This window comes from Anthropogastromicrobium sp. (genome assembly GCF_037349415.1).
GTDB classification, from domain to species: domain Bacteria; phylum Bacillota; class Clostridia; order Lachnospirales; family Lachnospiraceae; genus Anthropogastromicrobium; species Anthropogastromicrobium aceti.
In genome coordinates this window covers 1-21,688 of record NZ_JAXWCK010000004.1, presented here as the reverse complement: position 1 = coordinate 21,688, position 21,688 = coordinate 1, and the positions used below count along the sequence as shown (strand labels likewise).

Annotated in this window: 13 protein-coding genes; 1 reads left to right on the top strand and 12 read right to left on the bottom strand. The window is 37.8% G+C overall.

Annotation, left to right across the window (positions count from 1 at the left end):
- Positions 1-124: 124 nt before the first annotated feature.
- From WJP93_RS00185 to WJP93_RS00150, 8 genes are all read right to left on the bottom strand, one after another.
- On the bottom strand, positions 125-925 hold the full coding sequence (locus WJP93_RS00185; protein WP_337546165.1) for an endonuclease/exonuclease/phosphatase family protein: 801 nt from the start codon (positions 923-925) through the stop codon (positions 125-127).
- Positions 926-1,110: 185 nt separating this feature from the next.
- Positions 1,111-4,083 (bottom strand): hypothetical protein, encoded by a 2,973-nt coding sequence (locus tag WJP93_RS00180; RefSeq protein WP_337546163.1) that lies wholly within the window; start codon positions 4,081-4,083, stop codon positions 1,111-1,113.
- Positions 4,084-4,095: 12 nt separating this feature from the next.
- Complete coding sequence (locus WJP93_RS00175) at positions 4,096-4,797, bottom strand: hypothetical protein (RefSeq protein ID WP_337546162.1); 702 nt, start codon at positions 4,795-4,797, stop codon at positions 4,096-4,098.
- Between the two features lie 15 nt (positions 4,798-4,812).
- Positions 4,813-5,931 (bottom strand): hypothetical protein, encoded by a 1,119-nt coding sequence (locus WJP93_RS00170; RefSeq protein WP_337546161.1) that lies wholly within the window; start codon positions 5,929-5,931, stop codon positions 4,813-4,815.
- A gap of 16 nt (positions 5,932-5,947) precedes the next feature.
- Positions 5,948-6,847, bottom strand: a complete 900-nt coding sequence (locus WJP93_RS00165; protein WP_337546160.1) for a hypothetical protein — start codon at positions 6,845-6,847, stop codon at positions 5,948-5,950.
- 7 nt (positions 6,848-6,854) lie between these two features.
- On the bottom strand, positions 6,855-8,198 hold the full coding sequence (locus WJP93_RS00160) for a hypothetical protein (RefSeq protein WP_337546159.1): 1,344 nt from the start codon (positions 8,196-8,198) through the stop codon (positions 6,855-6,857).
- A 366-nt stretch (positions 8,199-8,564) separates the two neighbouring features.
- Positions 8,565-9,569: a WYL domain-containing protein gene (locus WJP93_RS00155; RefSeq protein ID WP_337546158.1), complete on the bottom strand. Its 1,005-nt coding sequence runs from the start codon at positions 9,567-9,569 to the stop codon at positions 8,565-8,567.
- On the bottom strand, positions 9,566-10,921 hold the full coding sequence (locus WJP93_RS00150; protein ID WP_337546157.1) for a BspA family leucine-rich repeat surface protein: 1,356 nt from the start codon (positions 10,919-10,921) through the stop codon (positions 9,566-9,568). Before WJP93_RS00150 ends, WJP93_RS00155 begins: the two co-directional genes overlap by 4 nt.
- Positions 10,922-11,220: 299 nt before the next feature.
- Here WJP93_RS00150 and WJP93_RS00145 point away from each other — a divergent pair, with 299 nt between their 5' ends.
- Positions 11,221-11,520, top strand: coding sequence for a helix-turn-helix transcriptional regulator (locus WJP93_RS00145; protein WP_337546155.1), 300 nt, complete (start codon positions 11,221-11,223; stop codon positions 11,518-11,520).
- A gap of 68 nt (positions 11,521-11,588) precedes the next feature.
- On the opposite strand, the gene WJP93_RS00140 is transcribed toward WJP93_RS00145, so the two are convergent.
- Genes WJP93_RS00140 through WJP93_RS00125 form a run of 4 tightly spaced genes read right to left on the bottom strand, consistent with a single transcriptional unit; the run spans position 11,589 to position 21,261 of the window.
- A complete protein-coding gene (locus WJP93_RS00140) occupies positions 11,589-13,238 on the bottom strand; it encodes a Na+/H+ antiporter NhaC family protein (RefSeq protein ID WP_337546167.1) in 1,650 nt (549 codons plus the stop codon).
- A gap of 51 nt (positions 13,239-13,289) precedes the next feature.
- Positions 13,290-16,442, bottom strand: a complete 3,153-nt coding sequence (locus WJP93_RS00135) for an ATP-binding protein (RefSeq protein ID WP_337546153.1) — start codon at positions 16,440-16,442, stop codon at positions 13,290-13,292.
- Between the two features lie 24 nt (positions 16,443-16,466).
- Positions 16,467-19,385, bottom strand: coding sequence for a response regulator (locus WJP93_RS00130; RefSeq protein ID WP_337546151.1), 2,919 nt, complete (start codon positions 19,383-19,385; stop codon positions 16,467-16,469).
- A 40-nt stretch (positions 19,386-19,425) separates the two neighbouring features.
- The gene (locus WJP93_RS00125) at positions 19,426-21,261 is read right to left on the bottom strand and encodes an extracellular solute-binding protein (protein ID WP_337546149.1); all 1,836 of its coding nucleotides are present in this window, start codon (positions 21,259-21,261) and stop codon (positions 19,426-19,428) included.
- Positions 21,262-21,688 lie beyond the last annotated feature (427 nt).

Below are 21,688 nucleotides of genomic sequence, written 5' to 3'. Positions count from 1 at the left end.
CGGAACAGATGTGTCTGCCAAAGTCCTTGCGATGTACGCAGACACTAGAACTCCGCCAATGGAACCACAGTGGCTTGCCGCTGGGTTAAGTCAGTGCTTAATTGCTGCAGTTCACAGAACCAAGTTATGAACCCCCATCGGTGCAATGATTTTGTTGCTGAACCAAATTTATTACAGCGCACACCGGATAGTGATCCGACAGATATATTCCATTTTCTTCATCCGTCCACTTATACACTGTTTCACACTGCCAGTCTCCCTTTAAAACAATGTAATCTATACTGCATGGCGGATCATTTGGATCGTTTTTATAATATCCGTGAAACGTGATTCCTATATCCTTTGTCAAATTGTTAAATAATGAATCCCTGCTAATAATTTCCATCTCTGGTGCATTTGGTTCTGCATTAAAATCACCACACAAAATTACAGGAATATCCTTCCAGAAACGTTCCTGTTTTAGCTGATTCAAAATCTGAGTCAACCCTTTCTCTCTTGCCTGTGCACCAATATGATCAAGATGCGTATTAATAAATCGAAATACCTTACCGCTCTTAATATCTTCAAATACTGCCTCTGTTGCTGTGCGAGGACAACTACTCTGCTCTTTATAGCGTGATCCAGGCACATCTGGTGTCTGAGACAGCCACCAGGTTTTCATACTGATCAAATTAATTCTGTCCCTGCGATATGCAATGCTCATCTGCTCATCACGAAGATTTGCTCCGCGTCCGCAGCCAATCACATAATACTCATTCAGATTTTCCTTAAGCCACTTAGCAACATGCGGAAGCACCTCTTGAAATCCTATAATATCTGGCTTTTCCTGATTGATTTTTCTTAAAATCAATTCCTTTCGGTTTGCAAATTCATTAAGTCCGTCCTGACCGTAATCACAGCGGATGTTGAATGTTACTACTTTCATATTTTCTCCCCCAGCAAATGTCTTATGTTTTTTGTAGAAAATTTACAATAATTCACAGTGAGTTTTGTCAACTGATGATGATATTGTATCACATATGCAATATAGAGACAAGGTGGAAAATATTTTGTAAAACGAAAAATTGCTGCAAAAGTTATCTATTATGATAACTCTCGCAGCAATATCAATTATAATGCAAATTGTATTTCACCAATTACTTTAATTGTCTTTTCATCGAAGGCACCATCCTCGCAAATCTCACCAATTCCATACTCAATTGTATCTGGATTTATTGCACGAATATAGAAATCCTTATCTTCATCTCTATCTTTTACAGGACAATTTTTGCGTTTTGTTCTACTTATGTCAAAATCACCACTCTGTGCATCCGGCAACGACGTATAATACAGTTCCAAATCATCATCTGCTGGAATCATTAATGGTACCCATTTTCGATACTCCACGCCTCGATCAATCTTTACCTCAAGCTTATCATCATAATTTAAGCCAATATAGAACTTAAATTTTGCCTCATCAGATGCACTGGTCTCTTCATAAACATGTACATTTCGATCAACCAGACCATAGGCTACTCCTGTTTTTCCAGTCGGACGATCCAAACTTTCATTTACAGTTTGTCCCATTCGCTCAAAGAATTCTGGTGTTCCCAATGGTGGCAAAATTTCAATATCAAGTGGAGTGCCATAGGAAGCTTCGAATTCCTGAATACTTTTATCCAACAACCTCTTTAAGACAGGAGACTTGCTAGCATTTCCCGCTAACAGCAGGTAAATCTTCTGAACATCTTTCGACCTACTGTCTGCAAGTGCACTTTTTAAAGCATTGAAATACGTGTTAATTCCACGCTGAATTCTATTTTCTAAAACTTCAATCAGATCAATAAAAACATCGTTTTCAACACTATCAATATAAAGCTTGTTTGGAATTGTCTCGCCCTTATCGTCTTCAAGTTCGATATTGATATATCCATTTTTAAGAAAATCTAATGAAATATCTGATCTTAACTTATATCCCTTCAAGATTCTCTTCTTATGGTTACTATCTGCATCAAATGGTTCCTCGTAATCTGTCTCTGGCTCCTCATCCTCATAACCGTCAATTCCTTCCCAGAAAGGACGCAGCTTCATCATAAGTTGCATCATATTCCTTCTTGCAGCCGGTGAATCAACTGTCAAGCGCTCCAAACCAGAATATAGCTCACCATCTGCTGGTTTTATAAATGGAAAATTCTTCTCTTGTCCACAATGCAGCGTATTCTCAACAAAAATCGTATACGCCATAAGTTCCAATAGATTTTCTCCACCAAGATAGCGATCTCCTTCATCCTTAAACTGCTCAATTACCCAGCTTACGCGGGATTCCTTACGATTTCTCTTATCTGCTGCTCTCCAGATACCAAAAATCATATCCGTCGTACCACCACCAAAATCGAAAACAGAATAAAAGATTTTCTCTCCAGCTTTCGGTTTAAACTGATATTCCTTCATCGCACAAACTGCATAAGCAGCTGGTTCACTGCACTGTGGCTTTACCTCAAACTTTGCCATCACCTCATCATCTAGTACAATTGAATTTGGCATGGAACGTCTGATTCCCTTTTGAAAGCTTTGAATAATTCGATCACGAATACTCTTTTCATATGTAGTCGGAAATGACATACTATATTTCAAAAAGATTTTATTGTAAACGTTGTTGATCATCAGACCAAGATAGTATGCATAAATTTCAAGCGGGTCAATATCTGTCTCTGAGTTGCAATCTTTAAAGGCTGGAAGTGGCTTTGAATATCCTCTCTTATCGCGAATAATTGGCAGTCTGTTTCCTGTCGCATCGCCGCACCACTGCTTAATATCCGTCAAAAACGTACTTAGTTCCTTGCTTTCTGCCTCTGCCAGATCTTTTTTGGCTGGATAAGCAACTCGTATATCTTCTTCCGATGTGAATGGTCGTCCAGCTGTCTCATCAGACTTGTACTGTTCAAGAAACTTTTCGACATCAATAAATTCCAGCATCGTTGGATTCTCAACATCTTCCTCTTTTAACTGTGTATTATAGGAAGTAGTACCGACACGAAGCAGTCTGGTTTTATTGTTTTCATCCTTTAATGAAACAACAGTGCTCTTTGTTCCAAAGTCAATACCCACAATACCAGTATCGCAAACATCGATCTTTGGATTTCTTGTAGCATATTTTCCATTTAAGGTTACCATCTCCGAGCCTTCCATTGAATCAAATAGCTCCCAGTGACCTTCACCACTTTCCTCTAGGCAAATTCGTTCCTTTGGCGCCAACCCGCAACGATATGTATCTGCCATGAGAACTGCATTTAACACAATCTCTGTCTGGATCTCATTTAACTTCGGTGTCTCCGCAATCCATTTATTAAACTCCTCATCAAGCTTACCCTGTGAAAAAAGCTCTGGATTCATCTCGCGACATGCCTTCGCTCTTTTCGCGCAATAGTCAAGCATTTCTTTGATATGCTCCGAGTCATAATCCCGAATCTCAATAAATTTTCGGTATTCCTGTAATGTCCTTATAATATCATTATATTGCTTGCTGCGACTCTCTGCCTCTTCTACATACGCAAATCTTCCAGATTCAATTCCCTGTGAAAACTCATCTTTACTCAATACACAGCACGGAATTACATACACTTCACTTGCCCATCCTTGCGTCTTCTGGAAGCGCTTGCTTCGCATGTCAAAGCATCCATCTTCATATTTAATAAGAAAGCTATCTGAGCGAAAAAGTGACGCAATTCCTGAACCTCCATCCTCTGCCTTAAACCCAGGAATATTATCAAAACGATCCGCATTATCAACGAATAAATATTTTATTTCTTCTTCCTTAAAAAGATGAAGCGGTTTATCCAACCAGCCACGATCATTTACCTCATACTTCTGAGCCTCACCAAATGCAATCTCAAACGCCGGAATATAATAGCCTTTCTCACTTCCATCCTTTCCATTGGTAAAATAGATGCTAACACGGTTAAACAGTTCTTCTCTGTACTTGCGACACATATCGAGTAGTGTTCGTTTAATATAGTCATCTATAAACCAGTTTTTTAAATCACGTCTGATAAAGCCCTTTACCGCTACCTTATCGACTGCGCTTGTCAAATTATCTATATTCATAGTTTACCTTCCTTATCTCTTGTCATCAATGGTTCGTTCCTTAAATTCTCGAATTCTACTTTTCAAAAATTTCGATACGCCTCGAACAACAATATGGCAATGCTGTGCTTCCTTATGAACAACTATGTATTCTTTTCCCATATGAAGTGATGCCTCAATCTCCCTTGAGCGATCTTTGTTTTCGGTATCAGACAGAGTTTTGCGAAACAGATAAATTTGTTCATTTATTTGCAGATCTTTCGGTATCGCATAATTACGACTAATCTTGACACATTCTTTCCAAAATTCCTGTACTGCACTTGCACAGATTAGAAGTCCAAATTCTGTGTCCTCTCTTCTTAAAACAATGAAGTCTGAAAAACGCGAAATTAGCTTTGAACGATTGTTATATCCGTTTAGGATTCCAGCTAGCAATATCTGATACTCTCGCAAGTTCTTTGTCTCAAACGCGAAATTCAAATATCGATATGGCTTTTCGTTCTTTGCATTCAGATCCTTTACCACAATCCAGTAAGTATCCTTATCTGGCAGATTTCCAAATACAAAATCAACGGAACCACATTCAAAAACAGTTTGAATAATTGGTAAAACACTATCATTTTGCAAAATAAATCTTGATCCTTGTTGGTCTTTCGCTTCTGTATGAAACTCAAAGCTGCCTAAAACAAATCCGCACGGCGACCCTTCATAAGAACAATAGCTGTAAATTTTCATACTCTACAGTGCTCCTCACACACCCTTAAACTTTAATGGATCACAGATAATTTCATATCCGTCTCCCTCTTTCTTCAACTTGCTTCTTAAAAATTCAGAACGGTCTGCAAAATCCTTTGCACCCGGTATTTTAAGGAAGCGACTTGCCATTGTATCTGCCATACCAAGAATACTACCGAGCAATCCTGGTTTTCTTGTTTTTGTCTGCTCCGCCCACTTTAACAAGAATACAAGTGTATATAATAATGGCTGCTCACAATATTCTGGGGCTGGCTCTGTTGCATCTATATCAAAGCTATACAGCGGCTTATCTGGATATCCCTTTGCATTCATAATATAGTATTTATTACTTCCATCGGAAGCATTTGTATCATTTCCTGCAAATCGGTTAAATCTGGCATTTCCAAGTGTAAAAATCGGTGCAATTGCACATTCATAGCGATCTTTATTTTCACCCTGAGTAATAAATGTAATCAGCTTTTCATATGCTTTTTTTACCTTCACATTCAACTCTTCCATTCTATCTTCGGATAAATTTCGCTGATTATAATACTTCTCACACTTTAACGGAACAAATAAGATCATTTTCTTGCGGATACTTCCCTCCGGCACAACAAAATTTTCCTTTACCATATCTGCAATTCGTCCAGTAAAGTTTTTCGGCTCATTATACCGACCAATTGCATCTACTGTTCTTGCTTCTTCCATTAGATATGGCGTATCAATGGCAATCATAATAATGTCGGTTTTCTCCATAATTTCCTTGAGTTGCTCAAATTTACTGCTGTTATCAAGCCATTCGCCTGGATAATCAGTAAAGTTCATCTGTAGCTTTGCACTCGGCTTATTTACCAGCTGAATACCAAACTGATATACTCTCTGAGACTGTGTCGGATTGTTATCAGGTGTAAATGCTTCATCTCTATCTTTTTCGCTATAATACAAATGTAGCTCCTGATTCTTCTCCTCCAGTGCTTTCATCGTATCAAAATCCAATGATGAAATCGAAAGTCCAAGTTCCTGCTCATCACGAAATACCTGATCGACACATTCCTTCATTGCTGCAAGAATACTCGTCTTTCCACTTCTTCTGCCGCCAAACATCATAACGTTAATTTCAAAATTTTTTCCCATTGTCTATTGCTCTCCCTTATTTTATCATACTGAAATTTTCTTTCTGATTATTTTCCTTCAAGCGTTCAACTGCCTGATTCCACTGTAATTTTTCAGCTCGTGTACCATTATATTGTTTTGCCTCATCTGCCCAGATAACAGTACACCAACGCTCATACAGCTCTCTCCATGATTCATTAACTTCGACCTCTTCTGATCCATCAAAGAAGGTTGAATATGAAATTCTATCATGAAAATCTTTTACTGCTGCAAAAAAGGCTTTGTTTGGAACCATTTCATACTGCAATGCCTTCTGTCGAATCGTTTGTCTTAAGTTAAACATATCCTCCTGTAGATACTCATTAATAACTTCTGCTATCTTACCAACATTCTTAGGATCGTATAAAGGAAGCTTCTTTTCTGGTCTATCATATAAACTAGAGTCAATTGGAGTCAATGTTAAACGAATCTCATACAGCATAAAACCTTCTACACTAACTTTAAACTCACGAAGTGCCATAAGAGCTTCTTTAAGAGGTTGAAACCATTTTGTATCGTGATTTATCTGAACAAACTTTTCAATCCACTCATCTGGATCATCTCCTTGTTTATACGGTACAACTGCGTCAAGTCTGCCACCATCTACACTAGTCAATATTTGAACAATGTCATCCTTAACTGTCTTTGTTCCTGCCAAAAGTGCCTCATCTAATTCAAGAAACGTGTCAATAATTCGCGGACGCATAACATCCGTTGCATGTACATAAGTATCCCACTGTCGATTATTTCTTGTTACATATCTTGTGATCTCTTCTTTTGATGGAATTGTACCAGAAAGCTCATGTAAAACCTCTTCGAGTTTCTCATTCATCGGCTTATATTCTTGATTAACGTTTTCATAATACTCATTAAATTTATTACGAATCTGATTTTGCACATTGCCTTCAATGGTATCTTTGATACGTAAACGATAATGCTTCTGGAAATCTTCCAACAGTTCTTGTCGCTGAAACCTGCTCACATATAGACGCATATTCTTTATATAATGTCTGCATAAATTCAGCTGCCTGATTTAAATAAATCTCATCAATTCCATCAATATTTTGGGAAATCACTTCAAGCACAGGCGTAAGGAGCTTATCTTCCACCGCCTTTTCTGAACTACAATCTACCTTGAGCAATCTGGCAATTGGATAATTTGCTTCACGAAGTTCCTGCTCTACAATCTCAATACCTTTTGTATTGCATGCCTCACCGCTGCTAACATGGTTTAATACCCAGAACATCATTCTTTTTGCACAATCCTCACGGATTGTCTTAACAATCTCATTTGAGATTTCTGTATCTTCTTCACCAAAATGACTTCTCTTCGGATCCGGTCTTTGCATGTAAATAACAGCATCACTGTCATTCTTTACTGTATCCATTAGACTGTCTCCAATGCCAAGTGACTGTGATCCCATACCAATCGTATCAACAAGAATTATTTTTCCTGCATCATTCTTTGGAAATGTACAATGAATATTTGCGCACTTTACACTCAGATAATTCCAATATTTTACACTATCATCTGTGCTCTTATACATTGCCACATATTCCTCAATATTCTCTTCTTCAATACGGCAAGCTTTTCTTCTAAGATTTGGACGCAGTTCTTCCATATGATCAATATATTTTCGCAATTCACGTTTTTTTGCTCCTGCTGTCTCCAATCCATTTCTCTCATTCAAAACCTGCTTCAAGTCATCTACCTGATCAAGATTTGTAATATTTTTTGAATTGTCTTCAAAAATATCTTCAAGGTATTTATTTATAATCTGAACCATCTCTTCTTCTGAAAAGAAAGTAATCTCCGCATACGGCTTATCTACACCCTCCGTATTTGTAATAATAGACTTTGCACCTGTACAATCAGATCCAGCTGCAGAAGGGATTACTGTTCCACCGAGTCCACTCATCTTCTGAAGTACCAGACTTTTTCCTTGTCCTGCTCTTCCAACAAAACTGATATTGATTTTATCACGACTGAAACGGATTTTTAATCGTTTTAACTCTGCCTTGCACATCTGCAGTGCCTTATCATAATCTGAAAATGATATATTCCCAATTCGATCTGCGATCTCTTTTGAAATACCAAGTGTTTCAAAATTCAGCTTATGCTGCGCTTCTTTAAATGCATTAACAGCAGATTCACTTGTCTCGACCTTCTTTATTGCATCTTCAATAATTATCAGTCGCTTCTTTCTTTCATTAATAATCGCATCAATTGTCTGTGATATACTTCCCATATATTCCATCCCTCTGCTTTGTTTGTAGTTCTGTACGTTGACAGTATCCAGTAAAAATATGCATTAAAATTTATATTTAAAAATCCGTTTTGTTATGCGCATGTTATAAATATAGATTTTAATTCTTTTCTCTATAGTTATAACATGTAGCAAAAATTATGTCAATGAACCATGTTGATAAAGTTTCGTTTTGATAATTTCATCTTCTTAAATTTTAATATTTTTCTTGTCTTTTCCCTATCTGGTTGCTATAATATTCATAGGAGGTTTGGTACTAAAAACAAGAAGGATCTTCAATAATTTTCTTACAAAAATCCGCCAGAAAAGGCGGCTTTTTCAGTTTATTATACAACTTCCGGCTTTCCCTCACTTGACCACTTCCACCATATTTCCCTGGCTCCTGATCCACATATCAATGCCATCTCCAAACACCTCTGCGCTGATCAGATAGCCTTCTGGTCTCTTTGCGATAATCTGTGCTGTTGGCAGTCGATCTAGTACAGCCTCGACACTGCTTCCCTTATAGATAAAGCGAATGCTGCGCAGCCGTCCGCCATACATAAACTGAATGCGCTTGCGAAACTCTCCTTCTTCGAAGCGGTCACGATATGGAATTTCAAATGTCTCTTCTAATACCTCAAAAGAACGGATCCTATCTATTCGATAAATTGTTGGAAAGCTGTCATCTTTATTTGTAAAATGAGATTCCTTGTCAATATCAGCTATAAAGGCTGGCATATAAAAATAAAATTCAAAAAACATAATGCCAACTGGCTTAATCTTTCTTTCCACAATCGCACCATTCTGCTTCTGATATGAAATCTTCATCATACGCTGTTCTTTGACTGCCATTCCCAAATCCCACAATTTTTCAACAAGGTGCTGTCTATGCTGTGGCTCTATATAATGAAACAGTTCATTTGAGATCAGTTCTTTGATTGCCTTTTGCTTTTCTCTCGGAACGCCATTATTTATAAGCTTTCGAAGCATAGGCTCAAGCTCATCTTTTCTAAATGCACGACTTTCCAAAAGAATTTTGCAAACTGCAAGCACTTCACTGTCTGTAAAGGTCGGTACTTCTTTTGTATGTAAAAGATAGCCATGTTCTTTACGGCTGTATACAAGCTCATAGGAATCTTTTCCATTTGCTGCCTGCTCATCAAAAAAGGCCCTCAGATCATCAAGATCACGCTGGATAGAACGCTCTGTGACATTCGCAGCTGCTGCCTCCTTTGCCTTGTTTATCACCTCACCTTTAAGTAATCTGGTGTAAAGCTGTAAAATACGCTTATATTTAAAATCAGAGTTTGCATTCTGCGCGTTCTTTCTGATTTTTGCGTTTTCATTGCTTTCTTTCATACTCTTTCTCATATCCCCATTCCTTTCTTTTCTTCTGCAAACTTTTTACATCCTGCCAATAATTCTATCATAATTGCTCTATGTTTTCTATCTGATGGTCGTTTTGCAGTTAAAACATTCTTTAATGACTGGCAGCCATAAAACATATATGACAAATCTGCCGCCTTTGAGCAGTCAAATCCACGTAAATCCAAATACTTAAGACACTTACATCCATAAAACATATTTTCCATATGAAGTACTCTTTGTGTCTGAAAATGACTCACATCAAGTATTTCTACTTTTGCACAGTCTCTAAACATTCTTGCAAAACTCTCTGTATGTGATGTATCAAAATGACTTACATCAATACTTGTAAGGCTTTCACACCGACAAAACATATTACTCATATCTATCACATTTGCTGTATCAAAGCTGCTTACATTAAGCTTCGTTAACTTACTGCATCCGCAGAACAAATATGACATGTTAGTTACATTTTTTGTATCAAAGCCTAATAAATCAAGTGTCTGTAAACAATTGCAATTGTGAAACATTTCCCTCATGTCCTGCAGTGCTCCTGTCGAAAATGAGGATAGTTCGATATATCTTAACTGCTCGCAGCCTGCAAACATATTTCTCATATTGATAACATTTTTTGTATCAAAACATGATAAATCAATTGCGGGGAGACTTCTGCAGTTTTCAAACATCCCACGCATATATACTGCACTTTTAGTATCCCATCCGCTTAAAACTAGCTTTTCTAACTGAATACATTCTCCAAACATTGACGAAAAATCAATTACATGCTTGGTACAAAATGAACTCAAATCCAATTTTTTTAAACTGCTGCAATAATCAAACATGCTTTTCATATTGATTACATGTGATGTGTCAAAATAACTCACATCCAAAGTCTGAAACTTACTGCACCAATAAAACATTCCTTCCATATTAACTACATTTGATGTGTCTAGTCCTGATACATCCAATTTTTTCAGGCTATGGCATCCACAAAACATATAACTCATATCTGATACACTGCTTGAATCAATCCATTTATCTAAATTGATTTCACAGAGATTCTCATATCCCCAAAACAGTCCTCTGGCGTTTTGCAGCTTTATTTTGGTATCTGAAGCTATATATAATTCATACAACAGTTTAGAAGAAATGAAAACCTTCTTTGCCCATGCCAAAATGCTCCGATCATGTGCTGCAGACACATCCCACATTTCTCCCTGACATACTTCCAATGGCATTTTAGAACAAAATTGAATTCTAACAATTTGACTGCGAAGAATTGTGCTGCCAAGTACGCATGACTCTCCTGATTCGGATGGCGTATCCAACATCAAAACAGCTTCTTTTGTATGAACCATTTGCGTTCCTCCTATATATTCATGTGCAAATCATAGTTCCAATAATGTGTAGCTATTCATACCCATTCGCAAAACGCAATTTTTTGTGGCTATGAATAGTTACTATAACAATATTATAGCTGCGTTGAATGACAGTCACTGTCTATGGCACAATTTTTCTTTAATTTCAGCAATTATTTTTTTGCTTATGCCATAATAATATCTATAGCATACATTGTCAATCTCTATATATGTAATTTTCATTTTTGTTTTCTGCTATCCTAGGTTTATGATCTACTTACTATGAAAGGACTGATGCTATGAATATTGGAAAACGCATTACTTTTTTTCGCACCGCAAAAAATTATTCTGTAAATAAGCTTGCAACACTGTCTGGTATCTCGCAAAGCTATCTGCGCGATATTGAACTAGGGAATAAAAATCCTACAATCGAAATCTTATCCTATATCTGCGAAGCATTAAATATCTCACTGCGTGAATTTTTTGATGAGCAGACAAATGGACAATTTTGTGATGATCCACTTATTGCTAAAGTATACCGCCTGACGCCAAAACAACGCGAAGCTTTACTTGTCTTTCTCGACTCTATATTAGAATAAAATGTCAAAACAGCCCTCTGCTGATATGTAATATCTTCCGCAGAGAGCTGTTTTATTAAAAAAGAATTTTAGATTTCCTCTTTTCCACCTGTCTTTGCACGAATTACACAAAGTGCTCCTACTAAAATCACAATACAAATCGGAAGCGAAATAAGAGAAAGCTGTGCCATACCAACTGCCTGCAGCACACCAATGATAAAATATCCTACCATACATACAGCTGCCACGAGTGCAACATATGGGATCTGAGTTGCTACATGGTTGACATGCTCACAATGACCGCCTGCTGATGCCATAATCGTTGTATCAGAAATTGGAGAACAATGATCACCACACACAGCACCTGCCAGACAGGATGAGATTGAGATTGCCATCATCTGACCAGACGGAAATACACCGATTACAATAGGTATAAGTATACTGAAAGTTCCCCATGATGTTCCTGTTGCAAATGCAAGAAATGCCGCAACGAGGAAAATGATCATAGGCAAAAAGCCCTGCATTCCCTGTGCTGAGTGCTCCACCAAATCTGCAACAAATACCTTCGCACCAAGAAGATTTGTCATACCTGACAGTGTCCATGCCAAAGTAAGAATCATAATAGGTGCAATCATAGATTTAAATCCATCTGGAATACACTCTGTAAATTCCTGGAAAGTAAGAACATCTCTCATCATATAGTAAACAAATGTGAATGCCAATGTCACAGCACCGCCAAGTACAAGTCCAACAGACGCATCAGATCCTGCAAAGGCATCTACAAATGATACACCTTCAAAAAATCCGCCTGTATAAATCATTGAAATAATACAGCTTGCAATCAAAACAGCTACCGGAAGAATCAGGTCAAGCACATGAGAATTTTCCTTAATAACTTCTTCCTCATTGCCCTCATATGGTCTTCCTGGTGTAGTAAATAAATCGCCTGCAATTGCATTCATCTCGTGACGCTTCATTGGTCCAAAATCAACGCGAAGAAGCGTGATGGCAACTAACATTACAAGTGTAAGAATTGCATATAAATTGTATGGGATCGTCTGAATAAATACGGCAAAGCCATTGATTCCAGAATCTGATGGAACAGACGAAGTGACTGCTGCTGCCCATGAGCTGATTGGTGCAATGATGCAGACTGGTGCTGCTGTCGCATCAATAATATAGGACAATTTTGCTCTTGATACCTTATGGCGGTCTGTCACAGGACGCATAACACTTCCTACTGTCAGACAGTTGAAATAGTCATCGACAAAGATCATTACACCAAGAATCATAACACTGATCTGCGCACCGATTCTTGTCTTAATACGCTTTGATGCCCACTTTCCAAATGCTGCTGAACCGCCTGCTTTATTTAACAGTGACACCAAAATTCCAAGCATAACAAGAAACACAATTATTCCAACATTCCATGCATCTGCAAGCTTATACACCATACCGCCCTCTTCATGAAAGAACATAGTGTTGACCATTGTTTCCAGATTTCCATTAGAATACAGCAATGCACCTGCAAGGATTCCTGCAAGAAGTGATGTATATACTTCTTTTGTAAAAAGTGCAAGACCAATTGCAATAACTGGCGGAAGCAGTGAAAAAATGGTAGCATATGCGATGCTTGTATATTCACCGTCTGTCTCTTTGCCTCCTGTTATTACTGTGACAACAAGTAATGCTGCAAATACTGCAAGCAGTACAAGCATTACCATTTGTTTTCTTTTAATTTTCACTTATAGTCCCCCTTCTTTAGACTTCTTAAAATAAATTCGTTATCATTATAACTGCTCATAAATGTGTTGTAAAGTTTTTTCTAAAAATTCCATATCAATTGGTTTTGCAATATGTGCATTCATACCAGCAGCAAAACACTGCTTTGCATCCTCTTCAAAAGCATTTGCTGTCATTGCAAGAATGGGAATTGTTTTTGCATCTGGTCGTGTGAGACTTCTAATCGCCTTTGTTGCTGTAATTCCATCCATAACAGGCATCATTATATCCATCAAAATTGCATCATACGTTCCAGGCGGATTTTTTGTAAACTTATCAAGTGCCTGCTTTCCATCTGATACATTCGTTACAAGAGCACCTCTGTCAGTCAGAAGTGTTGTCGCAATTTCAGCATTTAGTTCATTATCCTCTGCCATCAATAGCTTCATACCCTCAATACTGCCAGTCGACTCTTTTTCCTGCCGCTTTTGTGGTGGTGGGGCTATCTCAAATGGAATTGTAACAACAAAGGTTGAGCCGACTCCCACTTCACTTGAAATTTCAATTGTTCCTTTCATCTGATTAATCAGTTCCTTTACAATTGCCATTCCAAGTCCTGTTCCCTGATAAATGCTTCTTGCATCATTTTTTTCCTGTACAAATGGTTCAAAAATATGAGACAAAAACTCCTTGCTCATACCCATGCCGTTATCTGAAATAGTCCATCTGTACGTACAAATCCCATCCTTATCTCCAAGTGACTCTACAGATGTCATTATAGTTCCATTTTTCCTGTTATATTTGATACAGTTTCCGTAAATATTTAAAAAGATCTGGCGAATATGAAGAGGGCTTCCGTAAATATAAGGATAAACAAAATCTGTTTTTTTCTTCTCATACTCCCATTTAATTCCTTCACTCGCTGCGCGTGATATAGTGATTGTTTCAATATCATTCATCAATTCCTGCAAACAAATCTGTTCATGCTTCAAAGCAATATTGCCTTCCTCAAGCTTACTCATCTGCAGTATATCGTTAATCAATGAGAGTAAATGGTCTGCTACAACTTTCATCTTTTCATGATTTTCCTTCACAAGCTCTTTATCATCAAAGTGCTCCTCATCAATCTTTAAAAGACCAATGATTCCATTAAGCGGTGTACGAATGTCATGACTCATGCGTGCCAAAAACTGTGTTTTTGTGCGGTTTGCCACGCGCATTTCATCAAAAGCCGCCTGCAATCTTGCGTGCTCCTGCTCATCGCGCTCATGCAGCTGGGTAGTATCCTGCAAAAGAACTATTGCATGGACAACATAAATCTCATTCCTTGTTTCTTCGTCAAACACAACTGTCTGCGTCATCAAAATGGTTTTTTGTATCCAGTAAACAATGCCATTATCTCCATAAATACAAAATTCAACTGACAAATATTTTTCGCCCGCATCAAAACGCTTTAACAGCTTTTCACAATCATCTGCCATACGATAGCTTCCAAGAGTTTCCTGCGTGACTATTCTTTTATACTCACTGCAATAATCCCTATATGAACCAGGAAGCGGATAATCGAAAAGCATATCCAGACTTTCTTTTTTTCTTTTACCTAAAAGGATGATTCTTTCCAAAATATCATTTGTGAGATTTACCGTATAAATGACATCAGCTGGTTCGAGAAGTGCATCTACGTAGCTGTCGTTCTCCAAAATAGACTGCTTTAGCTGTTCATAATAAATTGTCAGCTGTTCCTTTGCATCTGCATGGCTTCCTGCACCCTGACGAATAATTTCAAATGCCAAGAGAAAATGATGAAGCATTCCAGTTTTGTCCCAGTCTACTGGAATGAATGTCAGGCGGCTGTAACTATCTTGCTCATTTACATCATACTTAAGCTCCATAACGTCCTCTTTTGTGCGCATCTTTTCACACAAATAAGAAATCTTAAGGCATTGACGGAAACGATCTTTATCCTGTTTTCCTATCTTCTCTTTAACAATCTGCTCTGCAGCACCAGAATAGCTTCCATCCGATGCCAGAAAAAAATTGTTGTTTGCGCGAATTGTACGATATGTATCTAGCTTTACATCACAGTACAGACAATCCGTGAAAGTTTTTCCATGCATATTCAATAGCTTCAACAGCTTGTAATCCAATTGTCTTTGCGCTGCTGCCTCCTCACGTTTTACATGATTCTTATTGATATACATATTTTTATCTGCGTAATTAAACAGTTCCTGCATTGTACTTCCAGGAAACTCGCTTGCAAGTGCAAAGCCCACTGCATAGCTTAATGGAGTATCTGGATATGACTTAGATTCTTCTGCCATCTGTTCTCTTACTGATGCAAGGCAGGCTTTCATCTCTTCCTTCCCCATTCCGTGAGTAATAGCAATAAATTCATCTCCTCCGGCTCTCCCAACAAACTGTTCTGCCGGCATGGATGCGCGTAAACAGACGGCGAAGCGGCGAATATATTCATCACCTGCCTCATGCCCCATACTATTATTGATTATGCGAAGATTATTCAAATCAAAGCTGCACACACCTATATCCTCTGGTGCGGCATCTGGCTGACTTAACAATTCATCACATTTATTTCTATTAGGAAGCCCTGTCGCACCATCAATATATACTTTTTTCTGCAAAACACGATTCATCGCCGCATATCGCACAGCTTTAATAAATTCATATCCTATCAGAAGCATCAACACAACAATATCTGCTGTTATATATTTTTCAAGTACTGATAATGATGATGCTTTTCGCTGAGAATACACCTCTGCCAGTCCTGTTGCCTCATCACAAATTTCAAAAAAATGTTCACTCTTTGAAAGTATCTGTGTTTTATCAGCTCCATACACGCGCACCTGCATAATTTCCTGTTTTAACATCAAAAAGTATTCATTCAGTTCTTCCATCTTTGTCTGAAAATCACTATCCTCCAGACGAACCAAGTTCAGCTCTTTGTTTCCATTCCTCAATCCATCGATAAATGACTCAATCTCCTGAATCATATCATCTTCCTGTCTTCCAGAAATTTCAAACTTTACAATACGCTGCGTCTTACCACGAACAAGACCTGCATAGTTAACTATACGAGCTGTTCCCTGAATACTAGATACAATCATCATCATCGCAACAATTAATACAACTAAAATAACCGTAAGTATACCAATGCTTATTTGAACAATACTAGATGATTTTTTCTTTGTACTGCTGTAAGCCATTATCAACTCTCCTCTATTTCTTCACTACTGTTTTAATGTAAATTTATTTTTCAGTGCCTGAACAAGTTCTTCAATTACGATTGGCTTTGACAAAAAGCCATCCATACCTGATTCGAATGCTTTTTTTCGATCTTCATCGAATGCATTGGCTGTCATTGCCAATATTGAAATATTTGCTATTGCAGGATCCTTCAGCTTGCGAATACGTTTCGTAGCCTCATACCCATTCATAATAGGCATCTGCACATCCATCAACACCAAATCGTAAGTACCTGGCTTTGAAGTACTTACTTTCTCTAGCGCCTCAGCTCCATTTTCTGCTGTGTCAACAATAAAACCATACTCAGTAAGAATCTCCACAGCTATCTCTCTGTTTAATTCATTATCTTCAACAAGCAATATATGCTTGTCTTTGAAATTGAAACCTGCTTCTGGAAGAATACCATCATTATTTTGTTCTTTTTTCTGGCCAAGTGCAGTCATTAAGGTTTCACGCAAATCTGACATAAACATCGGCTTCGCACAGAATGCAGTTACGCCTGCTGCTTTTGCTTCCACTTCAATTTCTGACCAGTCATATGCGGTCAGTATAATAATCGGAGTATCATCGCCAAGGCTTCTTATCTGACGCGTAACTTCAATTCCATTCATATCAGGCAGCCGCCAGTCGATAATATACGCATGAAAAGCATCCCCTAACTCTATTGACTGTTTTGCACGAAGAACAGCCTCCTTGCCTGAAAGAGTCCACTCTGAACGCATTCCAACCTTTACAAGCATCTTTGTAACACTGTCACATGTATTAAAGTCATCATCTACTACTAATGCCTTAAGACCTTCTAACTCTGTTATCTTTTCCACGCGATGCTGCTCAGACTGAATACGAAGCATCAAATTGATAATAAATTCTGTACCTTTGTTTTTCTGCGTCTGAATCTCAATCGTACCGCCCATCATATTCACGATATTTTTGGAAATAGCCATGCCAAGTCCAGTACCCTGAATCTTGCTGACTGTAGATGTTCTCTCTCTCTCAAAAGGATCAAAAATTTTCTGTGCAAACTCCTGACTCATGCCAATTCCATTATCCTTGACCCTAATCTCATATTTAGCACAATCTTTTTGCGTGCTTGGAAACTGTCTTAGACGAACAGAAACTGTTCCTCCTGCCGGTGTAAATTTAATTGCATTTGAGAGCAGATTCAAAAGCACCTGATTTAATCGTGTCTTATCACAGTATACATCTTCATCTGTAACATCCATTGCATCCATGTAAAGTTCTAACTGCTTTGCATGAATTTGTCCGCTAATAATTGTCTTCAAATCATGAAGAAGATCTGACAAATTAACCTTAGTTTCCTCAAGATGAATCTTTCCACTTTCAATACGGCTCATATCCAATATATCATTGATTAAAGAAAGTAGATGATTACTTGATGCAAGGATTTTTCCCAAATAATCCCTTACCTTTTCCTGGTTTTCAATATTGCTTACAGCAAGTGTAGTAAAACCTATAATGGCATTCATTGGTGTTCTTATGTCATGAGACATATTTGACAGAAATGTACTCTTTGCACGATTGGCTGTTTCAGCTGCGCATACAGCATCTGACAATGCCTGATTCATTTTCTTATCAGCAGTTCTATCTGACATGACAATGATACATTTTCGTTTTTTCTCTACCTCACTTCCCATTGCTATGATATGAAACCAACGATGTTCCCCAGTTTTTTTATGAACATACTCAAAATCCCACTCACGCTGTTCATTGACAAGTAATCCTTTTAGATGTTTAGATCGTTGTCCCTCTGTATCCTGCGGATGAAGCTTTCCCAAAACATAAATATTATCTTTAATCTGTTTCACTGTAATACCAAGCAGCTTTTCAACATTCGGACTGACATAGTCAACTACGGCTGTCTTAGCATCTGCCATCAAAAACACATCATCTACATTCATAGAAAGTTTTTTAAACAATTCATCCCTATACAAAATTTGTGTATTCTTGCTCTTTATATTTAACCGACTTCTTCTAAGAATCATTATGATAATGAATGATGCAATACTAAACAGCAGGGCACCTACAATAATAAGCGTACTAAGCTGCAGCTCATTCATACTGGCATTGACAATATCAGCTGGAACAATTCCAAGCAATGCCCAATCCTGAATGTTCACCTTTTCATAAATCAGATAGTAATTTCTTCCCTCTAAATTTACAAGCATAGCGCCTGTGTGTCCCTGCTTAAGCTCCTCTGAAAATGCCATAATCTCATCTTCTGAAAGCCCAGAGTGATCTCTTAAAACAGCTATGAAATTATATGCTGTTTTCCATGACTCTGGTGCATGATCAATCACAACTCGTCCATCTGAATGAACTACATATCCACCTGCATTTCCCTGAAAAACAGAAATATCTAATACTTTTACAATATCAGAGTTGTCATATGCAACAGCAATGGCGTCATATTCAAATCCCTGATAAATTCCATTAACTTCAGGACATGCAAAAACAAGCATCTGTGATTTTCCAGGCAGTGCTGCATTCATTATAATATCATTTCTCTGAGTGATCTTATCATCAAGATTTCCCTGTAATCCAAGATACCCGGTTTCGCCTGTTATCGTTTTATAATTGCCATCAAACGATAGAAAATAGAAGCCCGAAAATCCTGTTTCTTCCTGTACTTTATCGATATAATCACAAATTTCTTTTTCTGTCGACGCCTTCTGTAGATACGCACTCCACATATGAAGATATGTCAAATTTTTATTGACAAGTTCATTTAATGCTTTATTTGACTGGTGAAAGATCTCTGTTAAATGAGAAGTACTTTCCTGATACACAGTCTTCGACACAAACCTTGTATATTGGATGCCCATCATACTGACTCCAATGATTAAGACAATTGCTGCTGCAAATACTCCCAATCTTTTTTTCATGAACTGTTTCTTTTTTCTGTATTTTATCTCATCCATCTACTTACCTCAAAGTGATATATGATTCCGGCTTTGCCAAAACAGCATCATCCCCTAAGACATAATTGATCCACGTATCCTTCACAAACGTGTCTCCACCTTCGAACATATCATCTTCTGCTGAAATGATTGGCTCCATATATTTTTTTGTTGCCAGACACATCACTGTAAATGTATCATCATCTTTGATTGTCTTCCCGTCTTTTTTAATGCTAGTCAATGTATAGCCATCGCCATTTTCCTTAACCTCCATAGAAATGCCGCTGACAACTGGCAGTGAACCGCGGTTAAATGGAATAAATCCGCCCTCGCAGCCTTCCACAAAAGCTTTCAATAATTCTTTCAGCTTTGCTCCTGTTATTTCGCATTTGTAAGAAAAAAGACTATTTGGCATGATCATGTTGGCTGCCATTTTTTTAGTATAGTCAGCCTGCAGCACATTTCCTGTAAAACTGTTTCCCGCTGCAATAAGCACATCTGTCCCGTAAATACCTCGCAGCGTATTTGCCATAACTGAATAAGCTTCATTTCCGCCATCAGCATGGAAATAATTTGAATATGTATTCTGCACCTTTAACACAGCATCATCAGAAGCTGATTTTTTCTCCTTCAGCTGATCATTGAAGGCCTGATATGCCTGATTTGAATCATACTCACCTGCAATCATCTTAGAAACCACATCTTTAGAAATGGAAAAGAAATCATTTGACGCAATGCGAATATACATATGGTTTTCTTCAATAACAGGCTTAATATCTTTTAAATACTCAGTAAGATAAAAATCCACATTCTGACTGTAGCTTAACATATCCTGACCATCCGCAATAATTAGATTTTGAGCTTCCTCTGACAGCATCTCTTTTAATACACTCATTGCTTTTTTGCGTCGTGAATCATCCTGTTCCAAATCCTTATTCAAGGCTATCTGAAAATATGGAGTTGTCATGATCCATTCTTCACCATCCTGATTAAAGAATGGTAAAAATGCTGTGTCGATGCCCTGATCCTGAAATGTCTTCACCATGAATGAACTGCCAAAATACATAGCAAGCTCTTCATTTTGATACATACTTATTACATCATCATAATTAAGATCCAGATCATCTTGTCCCAATTTCACGTCATTAATAAACTGTTCCATATGCTCAAAAGCCTGTGGCCAAACAATATCATCCAGACCAACACGCTCTTTATTGGCAGGATCACTATAAGCAGTACGCCACTTACGGCCATCCGCAGATGTAAGATCTGAAGCGGACAGTCCCTGCAGTGTTTCCATACATGTATAATCATAGTAATAATCTGCAGTAAATCCACGAACACCTGCTTCTTCAAATTTTTGACATGCCAAAACAAAGCTGTCATAATCTGTCGGCAGCTCAATACCATACTTTTCAAACAATCCTTTGTTTACTACAAATCCATGCGCATCCGCGCATACAGGAAGCCAGTTCACACTTCCATCCTCGTTCATGAAATTATTGAGATATGTATTATAGACTGCACCTGCCTCATTTGTTGTGGAAAGATCCATAAGACTATCCTTAAGCGGACTTGCATCATGAAGTGAGAAACGACAGCACGTAATAATATCAGGAAGTCCGCCATTTTCATCCAAGAACTTATAAAAATCCAAATCATTATTGCCAACTACAAATTCAACATTCACATCTGGAAGCTGTGACTGAATATAAGGTGCATATTTATCATACAGATTTGTGGTCCACAAGTACACCCTTATTGTTTCTGCCTCTTCTTCTTTTACACTCTTTTTCCCACAGCCCGCTAAAAGTACAGTGCCTGTCAACAGCAGGAACAATATTACTTTTTTTCTTTTCAATTTTAAATCCCCCTTATGGAAAATATGTACCGCCACATAGTGCAGTACACATTTGGGGCGAAAATACATATTGATTATATTCCCAAACGAGACAAATTACAAGCAGTTTCTTAAATAAAGAAAATGCACTGCCGACTGGTTAATTTTCGGCAATGCTCTCTCTACCTACTTTGTTCGATTTAAGAATATCAGTTTGCTTTGCAAGATCCTGTGTTCTGTAGCTGCTGTAACGGGGGTGCGGACTATTTTTATTCTTTTAATCCGTTTATTTCGTATACTCTTTTTTGCTGCTTTGCCTCATAAATAGCTTTTTTGGTACTTTTGAAAAAACTCAATTACAAATCGAACATTTTCTCGAACATCTAGCTAAATGGGGGGTGCGGACGCTTTCTTGGACCTGAATTAAGCAATTCCAAGACTGCGTCTA